This is a genomic window from Microbacterium ureisolvens, from assembly GCF_015278315.1.
In the GTDB taxonomy this organism is placed as follows: domain Bacteria; phylum Actinomycetota; class Actinomycetes; order Actinomycetales; family Microbacteriaceae; genus Microbacterium; species Microbacterium ureisolvens.
The window spans coordinates 336,399-356,835 of record NZ_JADIJE010000003.1; the positions used below are offsets into that span (position 1 = coordinate 336,399).

The 20,437-nt window shown below is 72.3% G+C and carries 20 protein-coding genes; 11 read left to right on the top strand and 9 right to left on the bottom strand.

From position 1 onward, the window contains the following. Nucleotides 1–87 precede the first annotated feature (87 nt). Nucleotides 88–1,443 (top strand): multidrug effflux MFS transporter, encoded by a 1,356-nt coding sequence (locus tag IM767_RS06520; protein ID WP_194398830.1) that lies wholly within the window; start codon nt 88–90, stop codon nt 1,441–1,443. 7 nt (nt 1,444–1,450) lie between these two features. On the opposite strand, the gene IM767_RS06525 is transcribed toward IM767_RS06520, so the two are convergent. Beyond that, nucleotides 1,451–1,954, bottom strand: coding sequence for a nitroreductase family deazaflavin-dependent oxidoreductase (locus IM767_RS06525; RefSeq protein WP_109211480.1), 504 nt, complete (start codon nt 1,952–1,954; stop codon nt 1,451–1,453). A gap of 166 nt (nt 1,955–2,120) precedes the next feature. Here IM767_RS06525 and IM767_RS06530 point away from each other — a divergent pair, with 166 nt between their 5' ends. From IM767_RS06530 to IM767_RS06540, 3 genes are all read left to right on the top strand, one after another. Next, a complete protein-coding gene (locus IM767_RS06530; protein ID WP_109211479.1) occupies nt 2,121–2,780 on the top strand; it encodes a phosphatase PAP2 family protein in 660 nt (219 codons plus the stop codon). A gap of 13 nt (nt 2,781–2,793) precedes the next feature. Beyond that, nucleotides 2,794–4,983: a helicase HerA-like domain-containing protein gene (locus tag IM767_RS06535; RefSeq protein ID WP_339327387.1), complete on the top strand. Its 2,190-nt coding sequence runs from the start codon at nt 2,794–2,796 to the stop codon at nt 4,981–4,983. 93 nt (nt 4,984–5,076) lie between these two features. Continuing rightward, complete coding sequence (locus tag IM767_RS06540; protein WP_109211478.1) at nt 5,077–5,718, top strand: DUF305 domain-containing protein; 642 nt, start codon at nt 5,077–5,079, stop codon at nt 5,716–5,718. A 38-nt stretch (nt 5,719–5,756) separates the two neighbouring features. Here the strand turns inward: IM767_RS06540 and IM767_RS06545 are convergent, their stop codons facing one another. Together IM767_RS06545 and IM767_RS06550 are read right to left on the bottom strand one after the other, a co-directional pair. Next, on the bottom strand, nt 5,757–6,503 hold the full coding sequence (locus IM767_RS06545) for an IclR family transcriptional regulator (RefSeq protein ID WP_162564360.1): 747 nt from the start codon (nt 6,501–6,503) through the stop codon (nt 5,757–5,759). Beyond that, on the bottom strand, nt 6,500–7,939 hold the full coding sequence (locus tag IM767_RS06550; RefSeq protein ID WP_109211476.1) for an APC family permease: 1,440 nt from the start codon (nt 7,937–7,939) through the stop codon (nt 6,500–6,502). Before IM767_RS06550 ends, IM767_RS06545 begins: the two co-directional genes overlap by 4 nt. Nucleotides 7,940–8,190: 251 nt before the next feature. On the opposite strand from IM767_RS06550, the gene IM767_RS06555 reads away from it, so the two are divergent. The 7 genes from IM767_RS06555 (at nt 8,191) to IM767_RS06590 (ending at nt 16,109) form a co-directional block, all read left to right on the top strand. Then, nucleotides 8,191–9,036, top strand: a complete 846-nt coding sequence (locus IM767_RS06555) for a hypothetical protein (protein ID WP_109211475.1) — start codon at nt 8,191–8,193, stop codon at nt 9,034–9,036. A 17-nt stretch (nt 9,037–9,053) separates the two neighbouring features. Then, nucleotides 9,054–10,973, top strand: coding sequence for a copper amine oxidase (locus IM767_RS06560; RefSeq protein ID WP_162564359.1), 1,920 nt, complete (start codon nt 9,054–9,056; stop codon nt 10,971–10,973). Nucleotides 10,974–11,081: 108 nt separating this feature from the next. Further along, entirely contained in the window at nt 11,082–11,768 is a 687-nt protein-coding gene (locus IM767_RS06565; RefSeq protein WP_109211473.1) for a DUF305 domain-containing protein, read from the top strand. After that, nucleotides 11,765–12,343: a signal peptidase I gene (gene lepB, locus IM767_RS06570; protein ID WP_162564358.1), complete on the top strand. Its 579-nt coding sequence runs from the start codon at nt 11,765–11,767 to the stop codon at nt 12,341–12,343. The genes IM767_RS06565 and lepB overlap by 4 nt, the downstream gene beginning before the upstream one ends. A 192-nt stretch (nt 12,344–12,535) precedes the next feature. After that, nucleotides 12,536–15,166 carry an FdhF/YdeP family oxidoreductase gene (locus IM767_RS06575; protein ID WP_239453429.1) on the top strand — a complete coding sequence of 877 codons (2,631 nt, stop codon included), beginning with the start codon at nt 12,536–12,538 and terminating at the stop codon, nt 15,164–15,166. A gap of 23 nt (nt 15,167–15,189) precedes the next feature. Next, entirely contained in the window at nt 15,190–15,669 is a 480-nt protein-coding gene (locus IM767_RS06585; protein ID WP_109211471.1) for a MogA/MoaB family molybdenum cofactor biosynthesis protein, read from the top strand. Further along, a complete protein-coding gene (locus tag IM767_RS06590; RefSeq protein ID WP_109211470.1) occupies nt 15,669–16,109 on the top strand; it encodes a molybdenum cofactor biosynthesis protein MoaE in 441 nt (146 codons plus the stop codon). Before IM767_RS06585 ends, IM767_RS06590 begins: the two co-directional genes overlap by 1 nt. A gap of 254 nt (nt 16,110–16,363) precedes the next feature. Here the strand turns inward: IM767_RS06590 and IM767_RS06595 are convergent, their stop codons facing one another. The 6 genes from IM767_RS06595 to IM767_RS06620 are packed head-to-tail and all read right to left on the bottom strand — an operon-like array spanning nt 16,364 to nt 20,363. After that, nucleotides 16,364–16,597, bottom strand: coding sequence for a MoaD/ThiS family protein (locus IM767_RS06595; RefSeq protein WP_109211469.1), 234 nt, complete (start codon nt 16,595–16,597; stop codon nt 16,364–16,366). Continuing rightward, nucleotides 16,597–16,872, bottom strand: a complete 276-nt coding sequence (locus IM767_RS06600; protein ID WP_109211468.1) for a DUF6457 domain-containing protein — start codon at nt 16,870–16,872, stop codon at nt 16,597–16,599. The genes IM767_RS06595 and IM767_RS06600 overlap by 1 nt, the downstream gene beginning before the upstream one ends. Continuing rightward, nucleotides 16,869–17,495 (bottom strand): molybdenum cofactor guanylyltransferase, encoded by a 627-nt coding sequence (mobA, locus tag IM767_RS06605; RefSeq protein ID WP_109211467.1) that lies wholly within the window; start codon nt 17,493–17,495, stop codon nt 16,869–16,871. Before mobA ends, IM767_RS06600 begins: the two co-directional genes overlap by 4 nt. Then, nucleotides 17,492–17,983, bottom strand: a complete 492-nt coding sequence (gene moaC / locus IM767_RS06610; RefSeq protein WP_109211466.1) for a cyclic pyranopterin monophosphate synthase MoaC — start codon at nt 17,981–17,983, stop codon at nt 17,492–17,494. The genes mobA and moaC overlap by 4 nt, the downstream gene beginning before the upstream one ends. Then, nucleotides 17,980–19,224, bottom strand: a complete 1,245-nt coding sequence (locus tag IM767_RS06615) for a molybdopterin molybdotransferase MoeA (RefSeq protein WP_109211465.1) — start codon at nt 19,222–19,224, stop codon at nt 17,980–17,982. The genes moaC and IM767_RS06615 overlap by 4 nt, the downstream gene beginning before the upstream one ends. Beyond that, entirely contained in the window at nt 19,221–20,363 is a 1,143-nt protein-coding gene (locus tag IM767_RS06620) for a ThiF family adenylyltransferase (protein ID WP_109211464.1), read from the bottom strand. The genes IM767_RS06615 and IM767_RS06620 overlap by 4 nt, the downstream gene beginning before the upstream one ends. Nucleotides 20,364–20,437 lie beyond the last annotated feature (74 nt).

The window sequence follows — 20,437 nt, forward strand, 5'->3', positions numbered from 1 at the left end:
CGCGCACCACGACCGGCTTCCGGCCCCGTGCGGTTCCCCTCGCCAGCGCTCCCCGTCGAAACTCTCGCCACGAAACGAAGTCCACTGTTGCTCGACACCGCCTCCGTCCCCGTCCAGAAGCCCGAAGACCGCCGCCCCGCTGAGCCCGCGCCGCATCCGACCTCGACCGGCGCCATCCGCACGCTGGGGAGCAACCCGGCCACCGCGCCGATCGTCCTTCACCCCGGCGACTCGATCCCGCACCGCCGCCGGGTTCTCTACATCATCCTGCTCGGCGCGCTCACGGCACTGGGTCCGTTCACGATCGACCTGTACCTGCCCGCGTTCCCGGTGCTCGAGGCCGACTTCGACACGACGGCCGCCGCGATCCAGCTGACGCTGACCGGCACCATGATCGGCTTCGCGCTCGGTCAGCTCATCGTCGGGCCGCTCAGCGACAAGGTCGGCCGCCGCGTCCCGCTGCTGTCGGTCACGGCGCTGCACGTGCTCGCCAGCACCGCCGCCGCACTCGCGCCCACGCTCGAACTCCTGTCGGTGGCGCGCGTGCTGCAGGGCGCCGGCGCCGCCGCGGGCGGTGTCGTCGCGGCCGCCATCGTGCGCGACCTCTTCGGCGGACGCCGCCTGGTCGTCATGCTCTCGCGCCTCGCGCTCGTGTCGGGCGTGGCGCCGGTGCTCGCGCCGCTGGTCGGCTCGGTGCTGCTGGCAGTCATGCCATGGCGCGGCATCTTCGTCGTGCTCGCGGTGTACGGGGCGGTCATGCTGGTCTCGGCGATCGTGTTCCTGCCCGAGACACTGCCGCCGGCCCGCCGCCACGAGAAGGGCGCCACCACGGTGTGGCAGCGCTATCGCAGCGTCTTCAGCGACCGCGTCTTCATCGGCGTGCTCATCATCGGCGGCATGACCTTCTCGGGCCTGTTCTCCTACCTGTCGAGCTCGTCGTTCCTCTTCCAGCAGGAGTACGGCTTCAACGCGCAGCAGTACGGACTCCTCTTCGCCGCGAACTCGCTCGGCGTCGTGGTGGGCGTGCAGACGGCGTCGCGCCTGGCCGCCCGTTTCGGCCCGCAGTGGGTCATGGCGTGGTCGACGGCGGTGCTCGTGGTCGCGTCATCCGCCATCATCGTCACCGACCAGCTGGACCTCGGGATCTGGGGCACCATCGTGCCGCTGTTCTTCTTCATGACGGCCTGCGGGTTCACCTTCCCCTGTGTGCAGGTGCTCGCTCTCGACCGCCACGGCAAGGCCGCGGGGACGGCGCAGTCGATCATCGGTGCGACGAACTTCGGCGTCGCTGGGCTGATCTCGCCGCTCGTCGGATGGCTCGCGAAGGATGCCGGCATCACGCCCACGACCATGGCCTCGGTGATGGTGGGGTGCGCCGTCATCGGCGTGCTGTCGCTGTGGCTCATCGTGCGGCCGCGCTCGGTGGAGCGCCTCGCGCCCTGAGCCGCGCTCAGCGCGCGGTGTCGCGCACCGGCTGCAGGCGGAACAGGCGCACGGTGCGCCCCGACTCGCGCTCGTAGTTGCGGTAGCCGGGCCACTGCCGCTCGATCGTCGCCCAGGCCGCGTCGCGCTCCTCGTCGGCGATCGGCGTCGCACGCACGGGCAGGCGGCGTCCGCGCACGGTGATGGCGGCGTCGGGGTGGGCGAGCAGATTGGCGGTCCACGCCGGATGCCGCTGCCCGGCGAAGTTGGTGCCCGCGACGATCGCGCGCCCGTGGCCGTCGGCCGTGTACATCAGCGGCACGTCACGCGGCTCGCCCGACCGCGCGCCGGTCGTGTGCAGAACCAGCGAGGGGACCAGCAGCGCGCTCAGCTGCACGCGTCCGCGCGACAGCCACGCGACGAAGCGCTCGACCGGCGGCAGGAAGACGGGTCCGATGACCCGCCGGAACACGCGCGTACGCGTGAGCGGTGCCACCAGCCTGCGAACCACATCGACGACGGCCGATGCCATCGGTGCCTCCTCGCATCGTGATGAGACCGCACGATAGCACCGGTGACGGCCCTCACCCGATGCTGTCGTGAGGTCCCGTCGATTCTGCAGCGACTCCTGATGCCACATTGTGGCCGACTCCGGCAAGTGGCCTCCGGATCCGGGGGATGGCAGGCACAATGGGGCGATGACGACCTCGGCAGAGCGGCGGGTGGCGACGTCCGTCGTGGCGTATCTGGCCGTCGGCGGCGGCCTCGTGCTGCTGTCGTGCCTGCTCGGCTGGTGGATCTTCGCCCGCGGCGAGGAGCCGTTCGCCATCGACCTCGGGTGGAACGCCCTGGTCGCGAACATCTTCCACCCCGTCATCACCGGGTTCTGCCACTTCATGGACTGGGTCGGCGGCGGATGGTTCGGCGTGCTGGCGGTGCCGATCGGCGGCGCGATCGCGCTCGTCGTGGCGCGAAGGCCGTGGGCCGCGGCGTACTTCCTCGCCGCCGAAGCCGTCTCCGCCGCGGGCGTGCAGCTGCTCAAGCACCTGTTCGGCCGCGTGCGCCCCGAAGACATCCTGATCGTGGCCGACTTCGGCTCGTATCCGTCGGGGCACGTCGCGAATGCGGCGACGATCGCGGTGGCCGCCTTCGTGATCTTCCCGCGCGTGTGGGTCGCGGTCGTGGGAGCGGTCTGGGTGCTGCTCATGGCGTTCAGCCGCACCTACCTGCACGCCCACTGGCTGAGCGACACCGTCGGCGGCGCGCTGCTGGGTGCGGGCGCCGCGCTGCTGGTCGCGGCCGCGTTCGCGGTGCCGCTGACGCGGGAGCGGGCGGCTGCCGTCGCGAAAAGCCGCTGACTAGGCTGAGCGCATGACCGCCGCTGCGCCCGATCCGTCTGCGCCCGACTCCACCGCGACCGATCCGGCGGTCGCCGCCGCCGAAGCGGAACTGGCACGGCTGCGCGCCGAAGCCGACGCCGCCGAGGCCCAGCTCAAGGCCGCCCAGGCGCGCGCGGCGCTCGCGGCAGCCGAGGCCGCCGCCGCCAAGGCCAAAGCCTCCGGCGCCCCCGCCCCGACAAGGCCGCCCGCTCCGTCCTCATCTGAGGACCGGGGCCGAATCGAGGAGCCGTCGGGCGACATCGCTCCTCAACCCGGCGCAGATGCTCAATCGAGGACGGCTGCGATCCCCGGTGAGACGACCCAGGGGCCCGCGGGAGCGCCCACTGAGGCCGAGCGGACGCGGGAACAATCGCCCGAACCGACCTCCTCCGCGACGCAACCCGCGACTGCCGAACCGACCTCCTCCGCGGCGCAACCCGCGACTGCCGAACCGACCTCCTCCGCGGCGCAACCCGCGACTGCCGAACCGACCTCCTCCGCGACGCAGCCATCTCCGCCGATCGAGCCCGGCCCGCTCACGCCTGAAGACATCCAGAAGATCACCCTGGGGTACACGTTCGAGGCGTCCACCTCGACGCTCGATCTCGGCGCCCTCCTCAACGGCGATCCGGTTCCGTCGGCGCAGATCCGCATTCCGCTCGGCATGATGAACCGCCACGGTCTCGTCGCCGGCGCGACCGGCACCGGCAAGACGCGCACGCTTCAGGGCCTCGCCGAGCAGCTGGCGGCCAAGGGTGTGCCCGTGTTCGCCGCCGACATCAAAGGCGACCTCTCGGGCGTCGCGACACCGGGGGAGCCGAGCGAGAAGCTGCTGGCGCGCACACGGGCGATCGGCCAGGACTGGAAGCCTGAGGCATCGGTCACCGAGTACTTCGCCCTGGGCGGCGTCGGCAAGGGCGTGCCCGTGCGGGCGACGGTGTCGGGCTTCGGCCCGCTGCTGCTGAGCAAGGTGCTGGGCCTGAACGCGACGCAGGAGTCGAGCCTCGGGCTGGTGTTCCACTACGCCGATGCCAACGGGCTCGCGCTCGTCGACCTGTCTGACCTGCGCGCCGTGCTCACGCACCTCACGAGCGACGAGGGCAAGGCCGAGCTCAAGGAGCTCGGGGGCCTGTCGGCGGCGACGGCGGGCGTGATCCTGCGCGAGCTGATCACTTTCGCGGATGCCGGAGCCGACGTCTTCTTCGGCGAGCCCGAGTTCGACGTGGCCGACTTCATCCGCACGGCGCCCGACGGTCGCGGAATCATCAGCCTGCTCGAGGTGCCGGGGGTCATCGACAAGCCCGAGCTGTTCTCGACCTTCCTGATGTACCTGCTGGCCGAGCTGTTCGAGATCCTCCCCGAGGTGGGGGACGCCGACAAGCCGAAGCTGGTGTTCTTCTTCGACGAGGCGCACCTGCTGTTCAAGGACGCCTCGAAGGATTTCCTGTCGGCGATCGTGCAGACGGTGCGGCTCATCCGTTCCAAGGGCGTCGGCGTGTTCTTCGTGACGCAGACCCCGAAGGACGTCCCCTCCGACGTCCTGGCGCAGCTGGGTTCCCGCGTGCAGCACGCGCTGCGCGCGTTCACGCCCGACGACGCCAAGGCGCTGCGGGCGACCGTCGGCACGTACCCCAAGTCGGGCTACGACCTCGAGCGCGTGCTGCAGGAGCTCGGCACGGGTGAGGCGATCGTCACCGTGATGAGCGAGAAGGGCGCACCCACGCCCGTCGCGTGGACCCGGCTGCGAGCCCCGCAGGGACTGATGTCGCCGACCCCCGATCCGGCGATCGAAGCCGCGGTGAAGGCGTCGCCGCTGCTGGCGAAGTACGGCACGTCGATCGACCGCGAGTCGGCGCGCGAGATCCTCACCGCGAAGATGAGGGCCGCCGACGATGCCGCCGCGGCCGAGCAGGCGGAGCTCGCCAAGGCGAAGGCCGATGCGGAGTACTCCCGGCAGAAGGCCGCGATCGACAAGCAGCAGGCGGCGGCCGACAAAGCCAGCGCCGCGGCGGAGAAGAAGGCTCAGCAGGAGTACGAGCGGCTCCTGAAGAAGACGGCGGGCACGACCCGCACGTCGCGTTCGCCTGGGAAGTCTCCCATCGAGCAGATTCTGAACTCCAAGTCGACCCAGACAATACTGGGTGGTGTGATCCGCGGGATCTTCGGCACCGGCAGGCGCTGAGGCACCCCGAGCCCCCCGGCGCCGCCCCCGAGGCGCCATGCCGCACCGCTCGGCGCGGGCGGGAAGGATCCGTCCTCACCCGGAAGGTCTCGCGTGCGCCGCAGAGCAGTCGTCATCGTCGCGCTGACGCTCGCCCTGGCGACGGCAGCGGCCGGCATCGCGCTGGCGGTCGCCTCGACGGCGGGGACGGATGCCGCACGCTCCGGTTCGGTGACGCCGTCGGCGTCCGCGTCGGTCGCGGTTCCGGTCACCGCCGACGACTACTGCTACGTCGAGGCGATGATCTACTACCGCGTCGAGGAGCAGGAGCTCGCGCAGACCCTGCTGCGCAAGGAGGGCCTCGACGCCGGTGCGAGCGGGTTCGCGCAGGGCATCGCCGAGCGCGACGAGGACGAACTCGCCGACCTCCGCGAGTGGTACGTCTCGTGGGCCGATGCGCGTCCCCTCGAACCGCCGGCCGACGGCCCGTGCGCCGGACACGGCGCCGATCACGCGCAGATGCCCGGGATGCCGGCGTGGAGCACGCTGCAGGGACTCGTCGACGCACAGCACCCCGACGCGGAACGGCGGTTCGCCGAGATCCTTCAGGCGCAGAACCTGGGGATGGAGGCCCTGGTGGCGCTGATCCTCGAGGGCGATCCGCACCCGGCGGTGGCCGAGTCCGCCTCGCGAGTGCTCGAGCAGGCGAGGGCCGATCAGGACACGCTCCAGGGCATCCTCGACGCGCTGCCCTGAGCGCGCGCGACAGCACGCACGCCGTGCCGCGGCATCCGTCACCAGCCGCTGAGCGAGGCCAACGGGGCGAGGGCGCGCGCGGCATCGCGAAGGGCACCGACGTGCCGCGCGGCGACCGAGAGCCGGGCGATCGAGGTCGACAGCGTGACCGCGCCCACTGGCCGCGCGTCGTCGTCGTGGATCGGCACCGCGATGCAACCGCGGTCGGCGCTGAGGAGCGCGACCTGCTCGGTGTAGCCGCGCACCGCGTACGCCTCGTGGATCGCCCGCACGTCGTCGGCCGGTGCATCGGTGCGCCAGCACGGCGCCTGCGGGAGCCGCCGGTCGGGATGCGCGACGAGCCACAGATGGCCGATGGCGGACCGGGCCGGATCGGCGAGCAGCGCTTCGCGGTCCGAGAGCGGGCGACGGTCGTCCTCATCGAGCACGAGCAGCCCCGACCTGTGGAACGCGAACAGGTGCACGGCCTCACCGGTCTCCTCGCGCAGACGCTCCAGGAGCGGAGCGTGCTCGGGACGCTTGCGAGCTCCCACGATCGCCGCGAGCTCCAGCACGCGCGTGCCGAGCAGGAAACCGGAGAAGTCGGGGCGGCGCACGAGGTACTCGTCGCGCACGAGCGAGTTGACCACGCGATAGACGGTCGCGCGGGGCGCGCCCACGGCACGGGCGATGTCGGCGGCGGAGGCCCCGCGGTCGTCGCGGGCGACCTGCTCGAGGATCTCGAGCGCCAGGCCGAGGCCCTTCTCGGGCAGTCGCGTGTCGCCGGCGAGACCCGCGCCGCTCATGTCCGCTCCGGCCCGTCGATGCAGTCGGCGTCGGTCGGCCAGTCGTGGACGCCGATCCTCGCCGCCACCCGAGGATGCCGCGCCACGCGCAGCGATCCAGCGACCACGACGGCGCCGAGGATGCCCACCGCCCATACGAGGCCGGCGAGGTTGTCGCGGATGGTCGCCGCGAGATAGAACCCCAGCACGCACAGGAGTCCGCCCAACGGCAGGGCGCTGAGCACCACCGCGCGGACCGTCAGCTCGCCGATGCGCGCGAGGAAGAAGGGGGCGGCTGCGCACACCAGCGCGTAGGCGAGCACGAAGCCGAGGATCGAGGCGGGCGCCGTGACGATCCGGATGTCCTGGCGGCTTCCGCCCCATGCGAGCACCGTCACCGGCACCGCGGTGATCGCCGCGGTGAGCAGGATCCCGCCGATGGCCGGAACGCCACGGCGCGACACGACACCGAAGGAGCGGGGGAGGAGTCCCTCGCGGCTCATCGCGAACGCCAGCCGGGTCGCAGCGTTCGTCATGGCCAGCGCGCACGCCAGGAACGAGATCGCGACGATGAGGTCGATGAGCCGCGAGAGCCCGGTGACCGCCGAGAGCGATGCCGCCCCCGGTCGCTCGGCGACGATGGACAGCTGCGCCGCGGTGCCGACGAGCATCACCAGGCCGGTCGCGCCGACGCTGACCATCACCGCGCGGGGGACCGCGGCGAAGGGGCGACGGGTCTCGGGCCCCAGGGCGGCTCCGCTCTCGAACCCGACGAACCCGATCAGCGCGAACGCGACACCGGTGATCACGGCCTCGAGCGAGAAGTCGGCGGCGCGCGGCACCAGCAGCCCGACGTCCCACCGGGTGAGGCTGAGTGCGGCGATGGAGAGGCCGAGGACCGTCACGACGGCGACCGACTCGAGGACGAGGAGCATGCGCGTCGACATCCGCAGTCCGCGGGCGACCACGAACGCGATGACGGCGCCGAACCCCGTGATGAGGGCGATCGTGAGCCATGGGGAAGGCGTGTCGCCTCCGATGAGGCTCGCCAGCCGGAGCGATCCCGCGGTCAGCGTGTTGATCGCGACGGCGATGTACCCGATGCCGAGCGCCGCCCCCGCGATGAGGCCCACGTGCGAGCCCAGGCCGCGCACCGCGAACGTGTACAGCGAACCGGTGCTGGCGATCCGCCGGGCGAACATCCCGATGACGAGCCCGACGCCCACGACGAGGGTGATCGTGATCGCGATGTCGAGGAAGGCGAACGAGCCGCTGCGCGCGTAGGCCGCGGCGGGGTGGACGAGCAGGACGCCCGCGGGCGCCGTCGCGGCGACCGACTGCGCGACGACATCGACGGTGTGCGCGTGGCGGCGACGCAGGCCGGAGAACGGCGAGGCGGAGCCCAGGTCGTTCCTCGGGCGCGCCATCTCGATCGCGTCCGCGAGTGCACTGCTCACGCGGCCTCCCGGGTGCGCCGCGCCCGCGCGCGGCGGCTGAAGGCGACGCTATCCGCCGCGCGTTGCCGGAAAGCGCTGGCTGTGTTTCGCGGCTGTGACAACCGGTGAGACGTGTGTGCCGTACCGCGGCGGCGTCGTCTCAGAAGGTTTTCGCTCGGCGTTCGCGGCGTCATACGACCGGGAAACGGCGGCGGCGAAGAATCGGCCCCGACGCGGGTGCGAGCCGCGTCTTCGCCGTCGAAAGGACTCCTGTGACCGAACAACAGCACTCTCCCGAGGGGGACTCGCCGCCGCCCTCGCGGCAGCGGCCCTCCCTCCGGAACCGCCTCCTGACACCGCGCACCCTCGGTATCGGCTCGGCGGTCGCCGCCGCCGCAGCCGCCGTGGCGCTCGTCTTCGCCACCCAGACCGCTGTGCAGGCGACGTCGTCGCCGGAGACGCCCGCCTCGACCCCCATCGCGGCCGACAGCACCGACGAGGACGCACCCGAGAAGGCGGAAGAGGTGGCCATGCCCGCCACCGTCGCCGCCGCCTACGACGGACTCTCCGGCGCCGAGGTCGAGTACGTCCGCTTCCTGGGCGCCCAGGACGACGCGTTCGCCTCCGGCACGGACGTGTTCGGCGAGGCGGGACTCCAGTTCCTCTCCACCGACGTCGCCGACCCGCAGGCCTACTCCGACGGGCACCGGCGTCTGCTCTCGCTGTACTACGACTACGCCACGAACGAGACGGTCAGCATGATCGTCAACGTCACCTCCGGCGCGGTCGAGTCGGTGGAGCGCGCGTCCGGCACGCAGCCGGCGCCGACCGACGCCGAGACGGCGCTGGCGTGGGAGCTGCTGCTCGACTCCGACGCCGCCCAGCCGGTCGTCGACGAGTTCGCCGCGCTCACCGGCGGCTCGGCCCTCACCCCGGCATCCGCCGAGGTGCTCCTCACCGCCCACTCGTTCGTCACCGACGCCGGCTCCTTCGGCGCCGAGTCGTGCGGCATCGACCGCTGCGTGCAGGTGCTCGCCCAGGTCGACGGCGGCGCCTTCCTCACCACCAGCACGTACGTCGTCAACCTGTCGACCCGTGCCGTCCTGACCATCTCATGACCCTGGAGACACCCCCGATGAAACGAACCTCCCTCCGCCGGCTCCTCGGAGCAGGCACCGCGATGGCTCTCCTCGCGGGCGGTCTGGTGCTGTCGGCACCCGTCGCGGCATCCGCGCAGACCGTCACCGAGGCATCCTGTTCCGGCGAATCCCTCGTCTCGAAGACCCTCGAGGCCGGCTCGAGCTGGCAGATGTGCTGGCGCCTCGACACCTACCGCGGCCTCGTGCTCGACAAGGTCGCGTACCAGCCCCGCGACGACGCCGCCCCGACGCTCGTGCTCGACTCGATCGCGCTCGCACAGCTCAACGTGCCGTACGACACCGGCGCCACCGAGTACAACGACGTGACCACCTACCAGGTCGGCGGCCGCCGCCTGCAGGCCATCGAGGCCGTCGACTGCCCGGTCGGCGAGGTGTTCAGTGCGTGGGTCGACGCCACCCGCGGCGAGATCCCGGCGCTGTGCATCGGCGAAGAGGACTCCGGCCTCGCGTACCGCTCGAACATCGCGCGCGACGCGCTGTACGCGGCGCAGGGCACCGACCTCGTGCTGCACGCGGTGTCGCGCATCGGCTGGTACGAGTACCAGACCGAGTACCGCTTCCACGACGACGGCGAGATCTCGGTGCGCCTCGGCGCGACCGGCGACCTGTCGCCCAACGACTACGTGAACGTGGTCAACCAGGGCTGGCCGATCGCGCCGGGCCAGGAGGACTTCGCGGTCAACCACTACCACTCGGCGTTCTGGCGCGTGGACTTCGGCATCGACTCGGGTGCCAACCAGGTCGTCGAGAAGTTCGCCACCACGCCCACCGGCGAGTACGGCACCACCGGCGACACCGGTCACACGGCGATCCTCGAGACGCAGCTCACGCAGATCACCAACGAGACCAAGACGATGGGGGCCAACCGCGAGGCGTACCGCGTCGTGAACCCCGAGAGCCTCAACGCGGATGGGCACGCCCGTTCGTACGAGATCATCGTGCCGCGCGACCAGGCGTACAACCTCAACCCCGAGACCGACTTCGACATCGCGTTCACGTCGGCGAAGTCCGACGAGATCCACGCGAGCCACAACCTGATCCCGTCGAAGGCGGGCCAGATGGTCACCGACTACATCGCCGACGGCGAGACGCTCGAAGACCCGGTGGCATGGGTGAACGTGGGCTTCCACCACATCAACCGCGACGAGGACCAGAGCCCCATGCCGATCCACTGGCAGGGCTTCACCCTCTACCCGCGCGACTTCGCCGCGCAGAACCCCAACATCCCCGAGGGCCGCAAGTGGGTCAACGGCGACATGCGGGGCGTTCCGAACCCCAACATCACCCCGACGCCGACCGCGTCGCCCACCCCGACGCCGACGGCCACTCCGACGACCGAGCCGACGGCGGAGCCGACGCCGACCGCGACGCCCACGACCCCGGGCAACGGCAACGGGAACGGGAACGGCAACGGGAACGGGAACGGAAACGGGAACGGCAACGGGAACGGGAACGGAGGCTCGGCCGCTCCCGCGGCGGCTCCGGTGACCTTCGGGCAGCCCGAGGTCGCGCCGGGCGCCGCCCAGACCGCCACAGCGAGCGGCTTCGCGCCGGGTGAGACCGTGAGCGCGGTCATGCACTCCGACCCCGTCGACGTCGGCACGTTCGTCGCCGACAGCGAGGGCGTCGTCAGCGTGCAGTTCCTCGTCCCGGCGGCCACCCCGGCCGGCGAGCACACGCTCGTGCTGACCGGTCAGACGTCCTCGGCCGTCGCGCAGGGCTCGTTCACCGTCGCCTCGGCGTCGCCGGCGGCGGTCTTCGGCGCACTCGCGGCGACGGGCACCGACGCGAACCGCTGGGCGATGTCGGGGCTCGTGCTCCTTGTCGCCGGAGCCGGGCTCGCAGGCACCTCGTGGTTCCTGCGCCGTCAGCAGGGCGTCAAGGCCCAGGCCTGATCCCTTCGCGGGGCGGCGTGCAGGTCGCGCCGCCCCGCGAACCCCCGGTCCCGGGCCGCGCAGGTCGCGCCGCCCGGCGAACCCCGTCCTCGTTCCGAAGGAGTCCCCATGCCCCGTCGCATCGCCGCCCTCGGTGTCGTGCTCGCCGTCTCGACCGGGCTCGCGGGCGCGGCGGTGGTCACGCTGGGGATCACCGCTCCCGCGTCCTCGACGCCGGTCGCGGCCGGAGCCGGTGCGATGACGGATGCCGCAGCCGCCGCCTATCCGACGGCGCTGGACCACTGCTACATCGAGGGCATGATCCCGCACCATGAGCAGGCGCTCGCTCTCAGCGAGCTGGTGCTGGCGGCATCCGGCGTCCGCGAGCGCACCCGAGCGCTCGCCGAGTTCATCGTGGCCGACCAGGCCGCCGAGATCGACACGATGCGCGCCTGGCAGACGGCGTGGCGTGGTGCCATCCCCGCAGGCGGCGTCGCCGCCGGCCATCAGGCACACGGCGCCGCGCAGCCTGTCGCCGGCGCCATCCCCATCGGCTGCGGCGATCACCCGCACACGCAGATGAAGGGCATGGCGACTGCGGAACAGCTTGCCGCGCTCGACGCGGCGGAGGCTGACGCAGCCGACCGCCTCTTCCTCGAGCTGATGATCGCGCACCACGAGGGTGCGCTCGAGATGGCGGAGGGCGCCGTCCGCGAGGGATCGAACGCCTTCGTCCGCAACTCCGGCAAGCACGTCCTCGTGGAGCAGGAGAGCGAGATCACCGCCATGACGTCGCTCCTCGCCGAGGTGCCGTGACCGCCGTCGCCTCGTCGCCCCGCCCGGTCGCCGTCCCGGGCCGACCGCGGGTCGTGGCCTCTCGGCGTCGGCCCGCGCTCGCCGGGGCGATCTCCATCGCGACTCCCGTCATCGCGGCACTCCTCATCGCTGCGGCGTTCGGCGTCGCGACCGTGCGCAACGACTCGATGAGCCCCACGCTCCATAACGGCGCAACCGTGGTGTTCGACAGATGGAGCGCACCGGCACGCGGCGACATCGTGCTCCTCGTGGACCGCGAAGGCTGGTCGGGCACGGCGGACGCGTTGCTCGTCAAACGCGTCGTCGGCATCGCCGGAGACGTCGTCGTGTGCTGCGAGGCGGGCAGCGGACGCCTCGTCGTCAACGGCGCCCCTCTCGACGAGCCCTACGCGGGTGAGGTGCGCCCGGGTGGCGACATCCCGTTCCGCGTGACGGTTCCCGACGGCGCCGTCTGGGTCATGGGGGACAACCGCGCGGGTTCGGCGGACTCGCGCCTGTCGGTTTCCGAGTCGGGGCACGGCGCCGTGTCCGCCGACGACCTCCGCGGCACCGTCCGCGCCTGGTGGGGCGGCTGACCCGTCCCGCCACCTGCGCTCGACAGGTCAACCGCGGTCCCGCGGGAGATTCTGCGCGGATTCCTCCTGCGCAGGCCCGGCTGGCCCCTGGAATGGCTGCCGGCCGCGGGGCGCGGCATCCGTCCATCCCAGCCGAACCGGATGCCGTGAGAGTTCGGCCCTCGCGGGCTTCGCGAGGCTTAGCCTGGGAGCATGGCGACGAAGCCTCCGAAGACGGATATCGACGAGACGCGCGTGCATGTCTCGCGGCCGAAGAAGGTCGCGGTGGGCGTGCCCGCGGTGCTGCACGCGCTCGAGATGGCGAACGAGCAGATGGGCGTCAAGCGCTCCGTGCAGACGCTCCTGCGGGTGAACCAGAAGGACGGCTTCGACTGCCCCGGGTGCGCCTGGCCCGAGGAGGACAAGCGCCACATCGCCGAGTTCTGCGAGAACGGCGCGAAGGCCGTGGCTGAGGAGGCGACGCTGCGCCGCGTCGGGCCGGAGTTCTTCGCGGCCCACTCGCTCGACGAGCTCCGCGCGCACGACGACTGGTGGCTCGGCCAGCAGGGGCGGCTCACGCACCCGATGGTGCTCGAGGAGGGCGCGACCCACTACCGTCCCATCTCGTGGGACGACGCGCTGTCGCTGGTGGCCGACGAGCTGCGCGCGCTGGACGACCCCGACGAAGCGGTCTTCTACACCTCCGGCCGCACCTCGAACGAGGCAGCATTCCTGTACCAGCTGCTCGTCCGCGGTATCGGAACGAACAACCTCCCCGACTGCTCGAACATGTGCCACGAATCCAGCGGCTCGGCGCTGACCGAGACGATCGGCATCGGCAAGGGCACCGTCTCGATCGAAGACATCCACGACGCCGACCTGCTCATCGTGGCAGGGCAGAACCCCGGCACCAACCATCCCCGCATGCTCTCCGCGCTGGAGAAGGCCAAGCAGCGCGGAGCCACGATCATCGCGGTGAATCCGCTCCCCGAAGCCGGCCTGATGCGGTTCGAGAATCCGCAGACCATCCGCGGCGTCGCCTTCGGCGGCACCAAGCTCGCCGACGCCTTCGTGCAGATCCGGCTCGGCGGCGATCAGGCGCTGTTCCAGGCGATCGGCAAGCACCTGCTCGAGGCCGAGGCGCAGGCAGCCTCGACAGGCTCGGCGGCCGACGGGGGAGTCCTCGACCACGACTTCATCGCGGAGCACACGAGCGGTTTCGACGCTTACCGGCAGGCTATGACGGATGCCTCGTGGCGCGAGCTCGTCGCCGCGACCGGCATTCCCGAGAAGGCGCTGCGCAGGGTGGGTGAGGCCGTCCGCCGCTCGAAGGCGACGATCGTGTGCTGGGCGATGGGCCTGACGCAGCACAAGCACTCGGTGCCGACGCTCCGGGAGATCGTGAACGTGCTCCTGCTGCAGGGCAACATCGGCCGCGCGGGGGCGGGGCTGTGCCCCGTGCGCGGACACTCCAACGTGCAGGGCGACCGCACCGTCGGCATCTACGAGAAGCCGTCGACGGCGTTCCTCGACGCCTTGGATGCCGAATTCGGCTTCGCCGCTCCGCGCGAGCACGGCTTCGACACCGTCGGCGCGATCCGCGCGATGCGCGACGGCCGCGTCAGGTTCTTCATGAGCATGGGCGGCAACTTCGTCTCGGCCACTCCCGACACCGCTGTCGTCGAAGCGGGCATGGCACGGGTGGGGCTCACCGTGCATGTCTCGACGAAGCTCAACCGGTCGCACGTCGTCACCGGCCGGCGCGCGCTGATCCTGCCGACACTCGGTCGCACCGACCGCGACCGCCGCGGTGGCGCGGAGCAGCGGGTGACGGTCGAGGACTCGATGGGCGCCGTGCACGCCTCCCGTGGACGGCTCGCACCGCCGGCGGAGGACCTCCTCAGCGAGGTCGCGATCGTCGCGCGCCTGAGCGCGCTCGTGTTCGGTCCGGGGGCGTCGAGCGAGATGAATCGCGACGATCAGGCGGACGACGTTTCGTCTCGCTTGGCTCGCTCAACGACCGGCAACGGCGCTGATCCCGCCCGCCACGACCGGGGGTACCCCGAGCGCTCGCCGCGCGAGGAGGCGGAGGTCGACCAGACCGATCCGGCCGGCCACCCCACGGTGCCTGGGTCTCATCCCACGGCGGCTGATCCCCGCCCCGCGGTCGCCGAGCCCCACCCCATGGTCGCCGAGCCCGACACCACGGTGGCCGAGCGCCACCCCACGGTCGCTGAGCTTGTCGAAGCGCGCAACGTCCCGCACGCGGACTGGGCGGCGCTCGAGGCGGACTACGCCCTCATCCGCTCGCACATCGAGCGGGTCGTGCCCGGCTTCGAGGACTACGAGCAGCGCATCGACAAGGGGCGCACGCTCCACCTGCCGAACGGCCCGCGCGACGCCCGCCGCTTCGCCACGGTGGACGGCAAGGCCCGGTTCACGGTGAACCCCTTGGAGTATCCCCGTATCCCGCGGGGGCGGCTGCTGCTGCAGACGCTGCGCTCGCACGACCAGTACAACACCACCATCTACGGCAAGGACGACCGCTACCGCGGCATCCACGACGGCCGCCGTGTGGTGCTGGTGAACGCGAAGGACATCCAGCAGCTCGGGTTCGCCGAGAACGACATCGTCGACCTGGTGTCGGAGTGGACCCGCCCGGGCGGCAGCGTCGAGGAGCGCCGCGCCGAGGAGTTCCGCATCGTGGCGTACTCCACGCCGCGGGGCAACGCCGCCGCCTATTATCCGGAGACCAACGTCCTGGTGCCGCTGGAGTCCGTCGCCGATGTCTCCGGCACGCCCACGTCGAAGTCGGTCGTGGTGCGCCTCGAGCGCCGTGGATGACCGCTTCGGCCTAGGCTGAAGCCATGACCCGAGCCGCCGTCGTCACCGTGTCGGACCGCTCGGCCTCGGGCGCGCGGGCCGACGAGAGCGGCCCGATCGCGGTCGCCGCCCTCCGCGAAGCAGGCTTCGACTGCGACGATGCCGTCGTCGTGCCCGACGGCGCCGACAGCGTCGAGCGCGCTCTGACCGTCGAGATCGTCGCCGGGGTGAAGCTCATCATCACGACCGGCGGCACGGGCGTGTCGCCGCGCGACCAGACGCCGGAAGGCACGTCACGCGTCGTGACGCGTGAGATCCCCGGCATCGCCGAGGAGCTGCGCCGCCGCGGCGCGGCCGAGAAGCCGGCGGGCATTCTGACGCGGGGGCTGGCCGGCGTCGTGGACCCGCACGGCGCCCTCGTCGTGAACCTTCCGGGCTCACCCGGAGGCGTGGCCTCCGGAATGCCCGTGGTGCTGTCGGTCGCGCGCCACGTGCTCGACCAGCTCGGCGGGAGCGACCACTGATGGCCGTCGCTGCGAACGCGGTGCGGGTGGCGGCGATCAGTCCCGAACCGCTTGATCTCGACGCCCACCTGCGCGCGGTCGACGACGCACACATGGGCGCCGTCACGACGTTCGTGGGCCGCGTCCGCGATCACGATCCGGATGCCGCCACCGCCGTGGTCGCCCTCGAGTACTCCGCCCACCCCGATGCCGAGCAGGCGCTCGCGCGTCTCGCGGCGGCCGCGATCGGGGACACCGGCGCGCTGGTCGCCGTCTCGCACCGGGTCGGCACGCTCGGCGTGGGCGACCTGGCCGTCGTCATCGCGGTGGCCTCCGCCCACCGCGCCGAAGCGTTCGAGGTGTGCCGCACACTCATCGAGACCATCAAGACCGACCTCCCGGTGTGGAAGAAGCAGGTCGAGTCCGACGGCACCGCCACCTGGCTCGGCCTCGGCGGCTGACCCCCTCACGCGCCGCGTTCAGCGGCCTGGCGCGCAACCTCGGATCCGCTGCTACGGATGGCGACGAAGAAACGCCGGGTCGCGGCATCCGTCGTCGGCGTGTCGCCCGCGGGATCCGCACCTACGGACCCGTTGTTGTGCCGGAGCGAATGCCGCGGAGGACGGCACCGGCGAACCCGACGTGGCGCAAGGGGGAGCGACGGCGCGGACGCACCGCGCCGGCCGGCACGACTGGAGACGTCAGCCGGGCGGGATCAGCCGCCGGCGAAGGGCGGCAGCACGTCGACGAGGTCGTCGCTGCCGAGAGGCGTGTCGTCGGCGACGCGCGAGCCCCCGACCAGCACCGCACAGCGCGGCAGGATGCCGCCGAGCCCGGGGTACGCCTCCGACACGGCCTCGCGGAGGGCGCCCAGCGTCGGCTCGGAGCGGCGTTCGGTGTCGAGACCCGTCGCCTCCTGGGCGGCGGCGAAGTAGCGGACGACGGCCATCAGCTCTCGTACTCCCAGGTCGCGGCCATCTCGGTGATGGCCGCCACTGCCGCGGTCGTGTCTTCGGGCGATCCGCCCGCGCGACCGGCGACGAGGCCGGCGGCGAATGCGCTGAACGGCGCCGCCGGGCGCGCGACGCCGACGGCCACGTCGCGTGCGAGGTCGAGGATGAGCGCGACGGGAAGGTCTTCCGGTGCGAGGTCGAACCGCTCGCGCAACGCCGCCGCCCATGCGTCGAGGGCTTCGGGCGGAAGGGTGCGGGACTGCTCGTTCATGGCGACTCCTCGGGCGCTCGACCGGCCCGCCGGCGGGCCTCCTCCAGATCTTCCCACGTGTCCACGTCGCGGGTCAGGTCGTCGGACGCGGTGACCACGACGATCGCCAGATCGTCGAGCAGCGCGCGCACGGGCGCGTCGCGTCCGGCATCGGGAAGAGCGGATGCCGCGACCCGCAGCGCACGCGTGCGGTACGCGCCGATCAGCCATTGCGGTCGGCTCGACCGATCAGCGAGGCAGATCCCGTCGGTGTCGGCGGGCAGGAGCGGAAGGTCGTCGACGAGCCGCCGCACCGCGGCGCCGACGCCCGGCAGGTCGCATGCCAGGAGGAGCGTCCACTCGGGGTCGTCCGCCTCCTGCCACGAGCGCAGCGCCGCCACGATCGCCGCTGCGGGACCCGAGAACGGCGGGTCCTCACGCACCCAGGCGATCGGCAGCGTCTCGTCGAGAACCGGCGCGACCGCCGTGATCGGCCGGGCTGCGGCATCCGTCACCGCGGTCACCGCCGCGTGCAGCAGCGTGCGCCCGCCGACCTCGAACAGGGGCTTGGCTGCGCCGTCGACGCGTGAGGCGCGCCCTCCTGCGAGGAGGATCGCCCCGAGGGGGCCGGCGGCGTCGGTCATGTCTCGCCGGTGCGGTGCCAGTCGCCGTTCTTGCCGCCGGTCTTCGTGACGATGCGCACGTTCTCGATCGAGGTGCCCTTGTCGAGGCCCTTCACCATGTCGACGACGGCGAGGGCGGCGACCGAGACCGCAGTGAGCGCCTCCATCTCCACTCCGGTGCGATCGGCGGTGCGCACCGTGGCCTCGACCGCGACGCCGCCGTCTTCGATCGCGAGGTCGACGGTGGCGCCGTGCACGCCGATCACGTGGGCCAGGGGAAGCAGCTCGGGCGTGCGCTTGGCGGCCTGAATGCCCGAGATGCGGGCCACGGCGAGCACGTCGCCCTTGGGAACGGCGCCGTCGCGCAGCGCGGCGACGACCTCGGGGGAGCACCGGACGAAGCCCCGCGCGGTCGCCGAGCGCACCGTCGGCTGCTTGAGGGTCACGTCGACCATGCGCGCGTGACCTGACGCGTCGAGGTGCGTGAACGTCGGCTGGTCGGTGCTCATGAGATCAGCATGACATCGACGAGGTCGCCGGCGGCGACGGCGTCGACCTCGGCGGGGACGACCGCGTACGCCTCGGCGCGGCCGAGGCCGCCTGCCAGGTGGGATCCTCCGGTCGTCGCCGGCACCGCGCGCCACTGGCGCGGATCGGACCGGTCGATGACGACGGGCAGGTACTGGCGGCGCCCGGGCGGCGTGCGCCATGCGGATGCCGCGGGGACGGCGATGACGGGGCGCTCCAGGGACGTGCGGCCCTGTAGTCGCAGCAGCGCGGGGCGCACGAAGACCTCGAACGAGACGGCGGCGCTGACCGGGTTGCCGGGGAGGCCGAACAGCAACGCACCGGTGTCCACGCGGCCGAACCCCTGCGGCTTTCCGGGCTGCATCGCCACTTTCGAGAACACCATGGTGCGCGCCAGCGTGGTCTTGACCACCTCGTACGCACCGGCGCTCACGCCCCCGGAGAAGACGACGACGTCGGCGGCGTGGCTCGAACCGGCCGCGGTCACCTCGGCGAGCAGGGCGTCGAGCTGGTCGGGCTCATCCGGTACGCTGGCGCGGCGCACGACGTCGGCGCCGGCGTCATGCGCGAGCGCCGCGAGGAGCACGCTGTTCGATTCCGGGATCTGGCCGCGCCGCAGGGGTGCGCCGGGTTCGACCAGTTCGGAGCCCGTCGAGACGACGGCGACGCGCGGACGCCGCGTCACCGCGACCTCCGCCACGCCGGCGGCCGCCACCGCCGCCACCTGCAGGGCGCCGAGCTGCACACCGGCCGGAAGGACCTCGTCGCCGGCGCGCGCGTCCTCGCCGGCGCGGCGGATGTGCGCACCTGCGGCGCGCGGCGCGCGGAGCACCGAGATCGCACCGAGGGAGTCGGCCAACCCGCCGGCCGTGTCCTCGAACGGCACGATGGCGTCGGCGGCGGAGGGCACCGGCGACCCGGTCATGATGCGCGCGGCCTCACCCGGCGCGAGCGCCGGGTCGGCGGCGGTTCCGGCGGGGAGGTCGGCGACCACCCGGAGGTCCACGGGGGCGTCGGGTGCGGCATCCGTCACGTCCGCGAAGCGCACGGCGAAGCCGTCCATGGCGGAATTGTCGAACACCGGAATGTCGACGGCGGCGCGCACCGGTTCGCGCAGGGTGTGGCCGTGCGCGTCGGCGAGGCCGATCCGCTCGCCAGGCAGGGGCGCCGCGACAGCCAGGACGTCGGAGAGATGCTCTTCGACGGAGCGCAGCCCGCTCACGCCTGGACCGCCGCGATGTCGCGGTTCCACGCCTCGATGCCGCCGGCGAGGACGGATGCCTCGACCCCGGCGGCGCGCAGGGCAACGGCCGCGCGCTGCGCGCGCATGCCCACCTGGCACACCACGACGACCGTCGGCGCGCCGATACGCGATGGGTCGGCGAGCACGTCTCCGAGGGGCAGCAGCACGGAGCCGGGGATGACCCCGCGCTCCGTCTCGAAGGGCTCCCGTACGTCCACCAGCACGGCGCCGGCGCGCTGCGCGGCCAGCGTCTCGCCGGGCGAGAGCTGCGGGATCACCGGCAGGTGTCCGGCGGGGGATGCCGCTGCGCGAGGATGCGGCGCGCGTGCGGCTGCGGCATCCGCCTTCGCATCCGCCGGTCGCAGGGGAACCTCGTCGGTGCGCCCGCGCAGCGCGTCGATCACCAGCACGCGCCCGAGGAGCGGCTCGCCAACCCCCGTGATCAGCTTCACGGCCTCGGTGGAGAGGATCGCGCCCACCTGCAGGCACAGCGCGCCGAGCACGCCCACCTGTGCACAGGAGGGGGCCTCGCGTCCGGCATCCGGCGGGTACAGGTCGGCCAGTCTCACGGGTGTCGCGCCCGCCGGCGGGGCCGACCAGAACACGGTCACCTGCGCGTGGAACTCCTGCACGACGCCCCACACCAGCGGAAGCCCGAGCTCTTCGCACGCGGCCGCGACGGCCTCGCGGGTCTGGAAGGTGTCGGTGCCGTCGATGACGACGTGCGCACCGGCCAGCAGCTCGGACGCGTTGTCGGGCGTGAGGAGTGCCTGCACAGGACGAACGCGCGTCGTCGGCGACAGGTCGGCCGCGACGCGCACCGCCGAATCGACCTTCGCCGCGCCGACATCGCTCACGCGGTGCATGATCTGGCGTTGGAGATTGGATGCCTCGACCCGGTCGTCGTCGATCACCGTGATCGTGCCAACTCCGGCGGCCGCGAGCGCGAGCACGACGGGGGATCCCAGGCCGCCGGCGCCGACCACGGCGACGTGGGCGGCGGCGAGGCGGCGCTGCGCCGTCTCACCGAAACCCGCGAGCACACGGTGACGGGCGGTGCGGGTGCGTTCGGCGTCGGGCAGCTCGGCGACCGGCTCGACGAGCGGAGGAAAAGCCATGTCCTCAGGCTAACCGCGGGGCGGGGCCATGGGTCCTCGGCGGCTTCGGAAAGGAGATTGGCGCCGCCGCATCA

Coding starts and splice junctions, on each gene's coding strand:
- IM767_RS06575 (WP_239453429.1), top strand. CDS start 12,536: ATGGCGACGAAGCCTCCGAAGACGGATATCGACGAGACGCGCGTGCAT.
- IM767_RS06530 (WP_109211479.1), top strand. CDS start 2,121: ATGACGACCTCGGCAGAGCGGCGGGTGGCGACGTCCGTCGTGGCGTAT.
- mobA (WP_109211467.1), bottom strand. CDS start 17,495: ATGACCGACGCCGCCGGCCCCCTCGGGGCGATCCTCCTCGCAGGAGGG.
- IM767_RS06545 (WP_162564360.1), bottom strand. CDS start 6,503: ATGAGCGGCGCGGGTCTCGCCGGCGACACGCGACTGCCCGAGAAGGGC.
- IM767_RS06560 (WP_162564359.1), top strand. CDS start 9,054: ATGAAACGAACCTCCCTCCGCCGGCTCCTCGGAGCAGGCACCGCGATG.
- IM767_RS06565 (WP_109211473.1), top strand. CDS start 11,082: ATGCCCCGTCGCATCGCCGCCCTCGGTGTCGTGCTCGCCGTCTCGACC.
- IM767_RS06620 (WP_109211464.1), bottom strand. CDS start 20,363: ATGGCTTTTCCTCCGCTCGTCGAGCCGGTCGCCGAGCTGCCCGACGCC.
- IM767_RS06600 (WP_109211468.1), bottom strand. CDS start 16,872: ATGAACGAGCAGTCCCGCACCCTTCCGCCCGAAGCCCTCGACGCATGG.
- IM767_RS06590 (WP_109211470.1), top strand. CDS start 15,669: ATGGCCGTCGCTGCGAACGCGGTGCGGGTGGCGGCGATCAGTCCCGAA.
- moaC (WP_109211466.1), bottom strand. CDS start 17,983: ATGAGCACCGACCAGCCGACGTTCACGCACCTCGACGCGTCAGGTCAC.
- IM767_RS06535 (WP_339327387.1), top strand. CDS start 2,794: ATGACCGCCGCTGCGCCCGATCCGTCTGCGCCCGACTCCACCGCGACC.
- IM767_RS06525 (WP_109211480.1), bottom strand. CDS start 1,954: ATGGCATCGGCCGTCGTCGATGTGGTTCGCAGGCTGGTGGCACCGCTC.
- IM767_RS06585 (WP_109211471.1), top strand. CDS start 15,190: ATGACCCGAGCCGCCGTCGTCACCGTGTCGGACCGCTCGGCCTCGGGC.
- IM767_RS06595 (WP_109211469.1), bottom strand. CDS start 16,597: ATGGCCGTCGTCCGCTACTTCGCCGCCGCCCAGGAGGCGACGGGTCTC.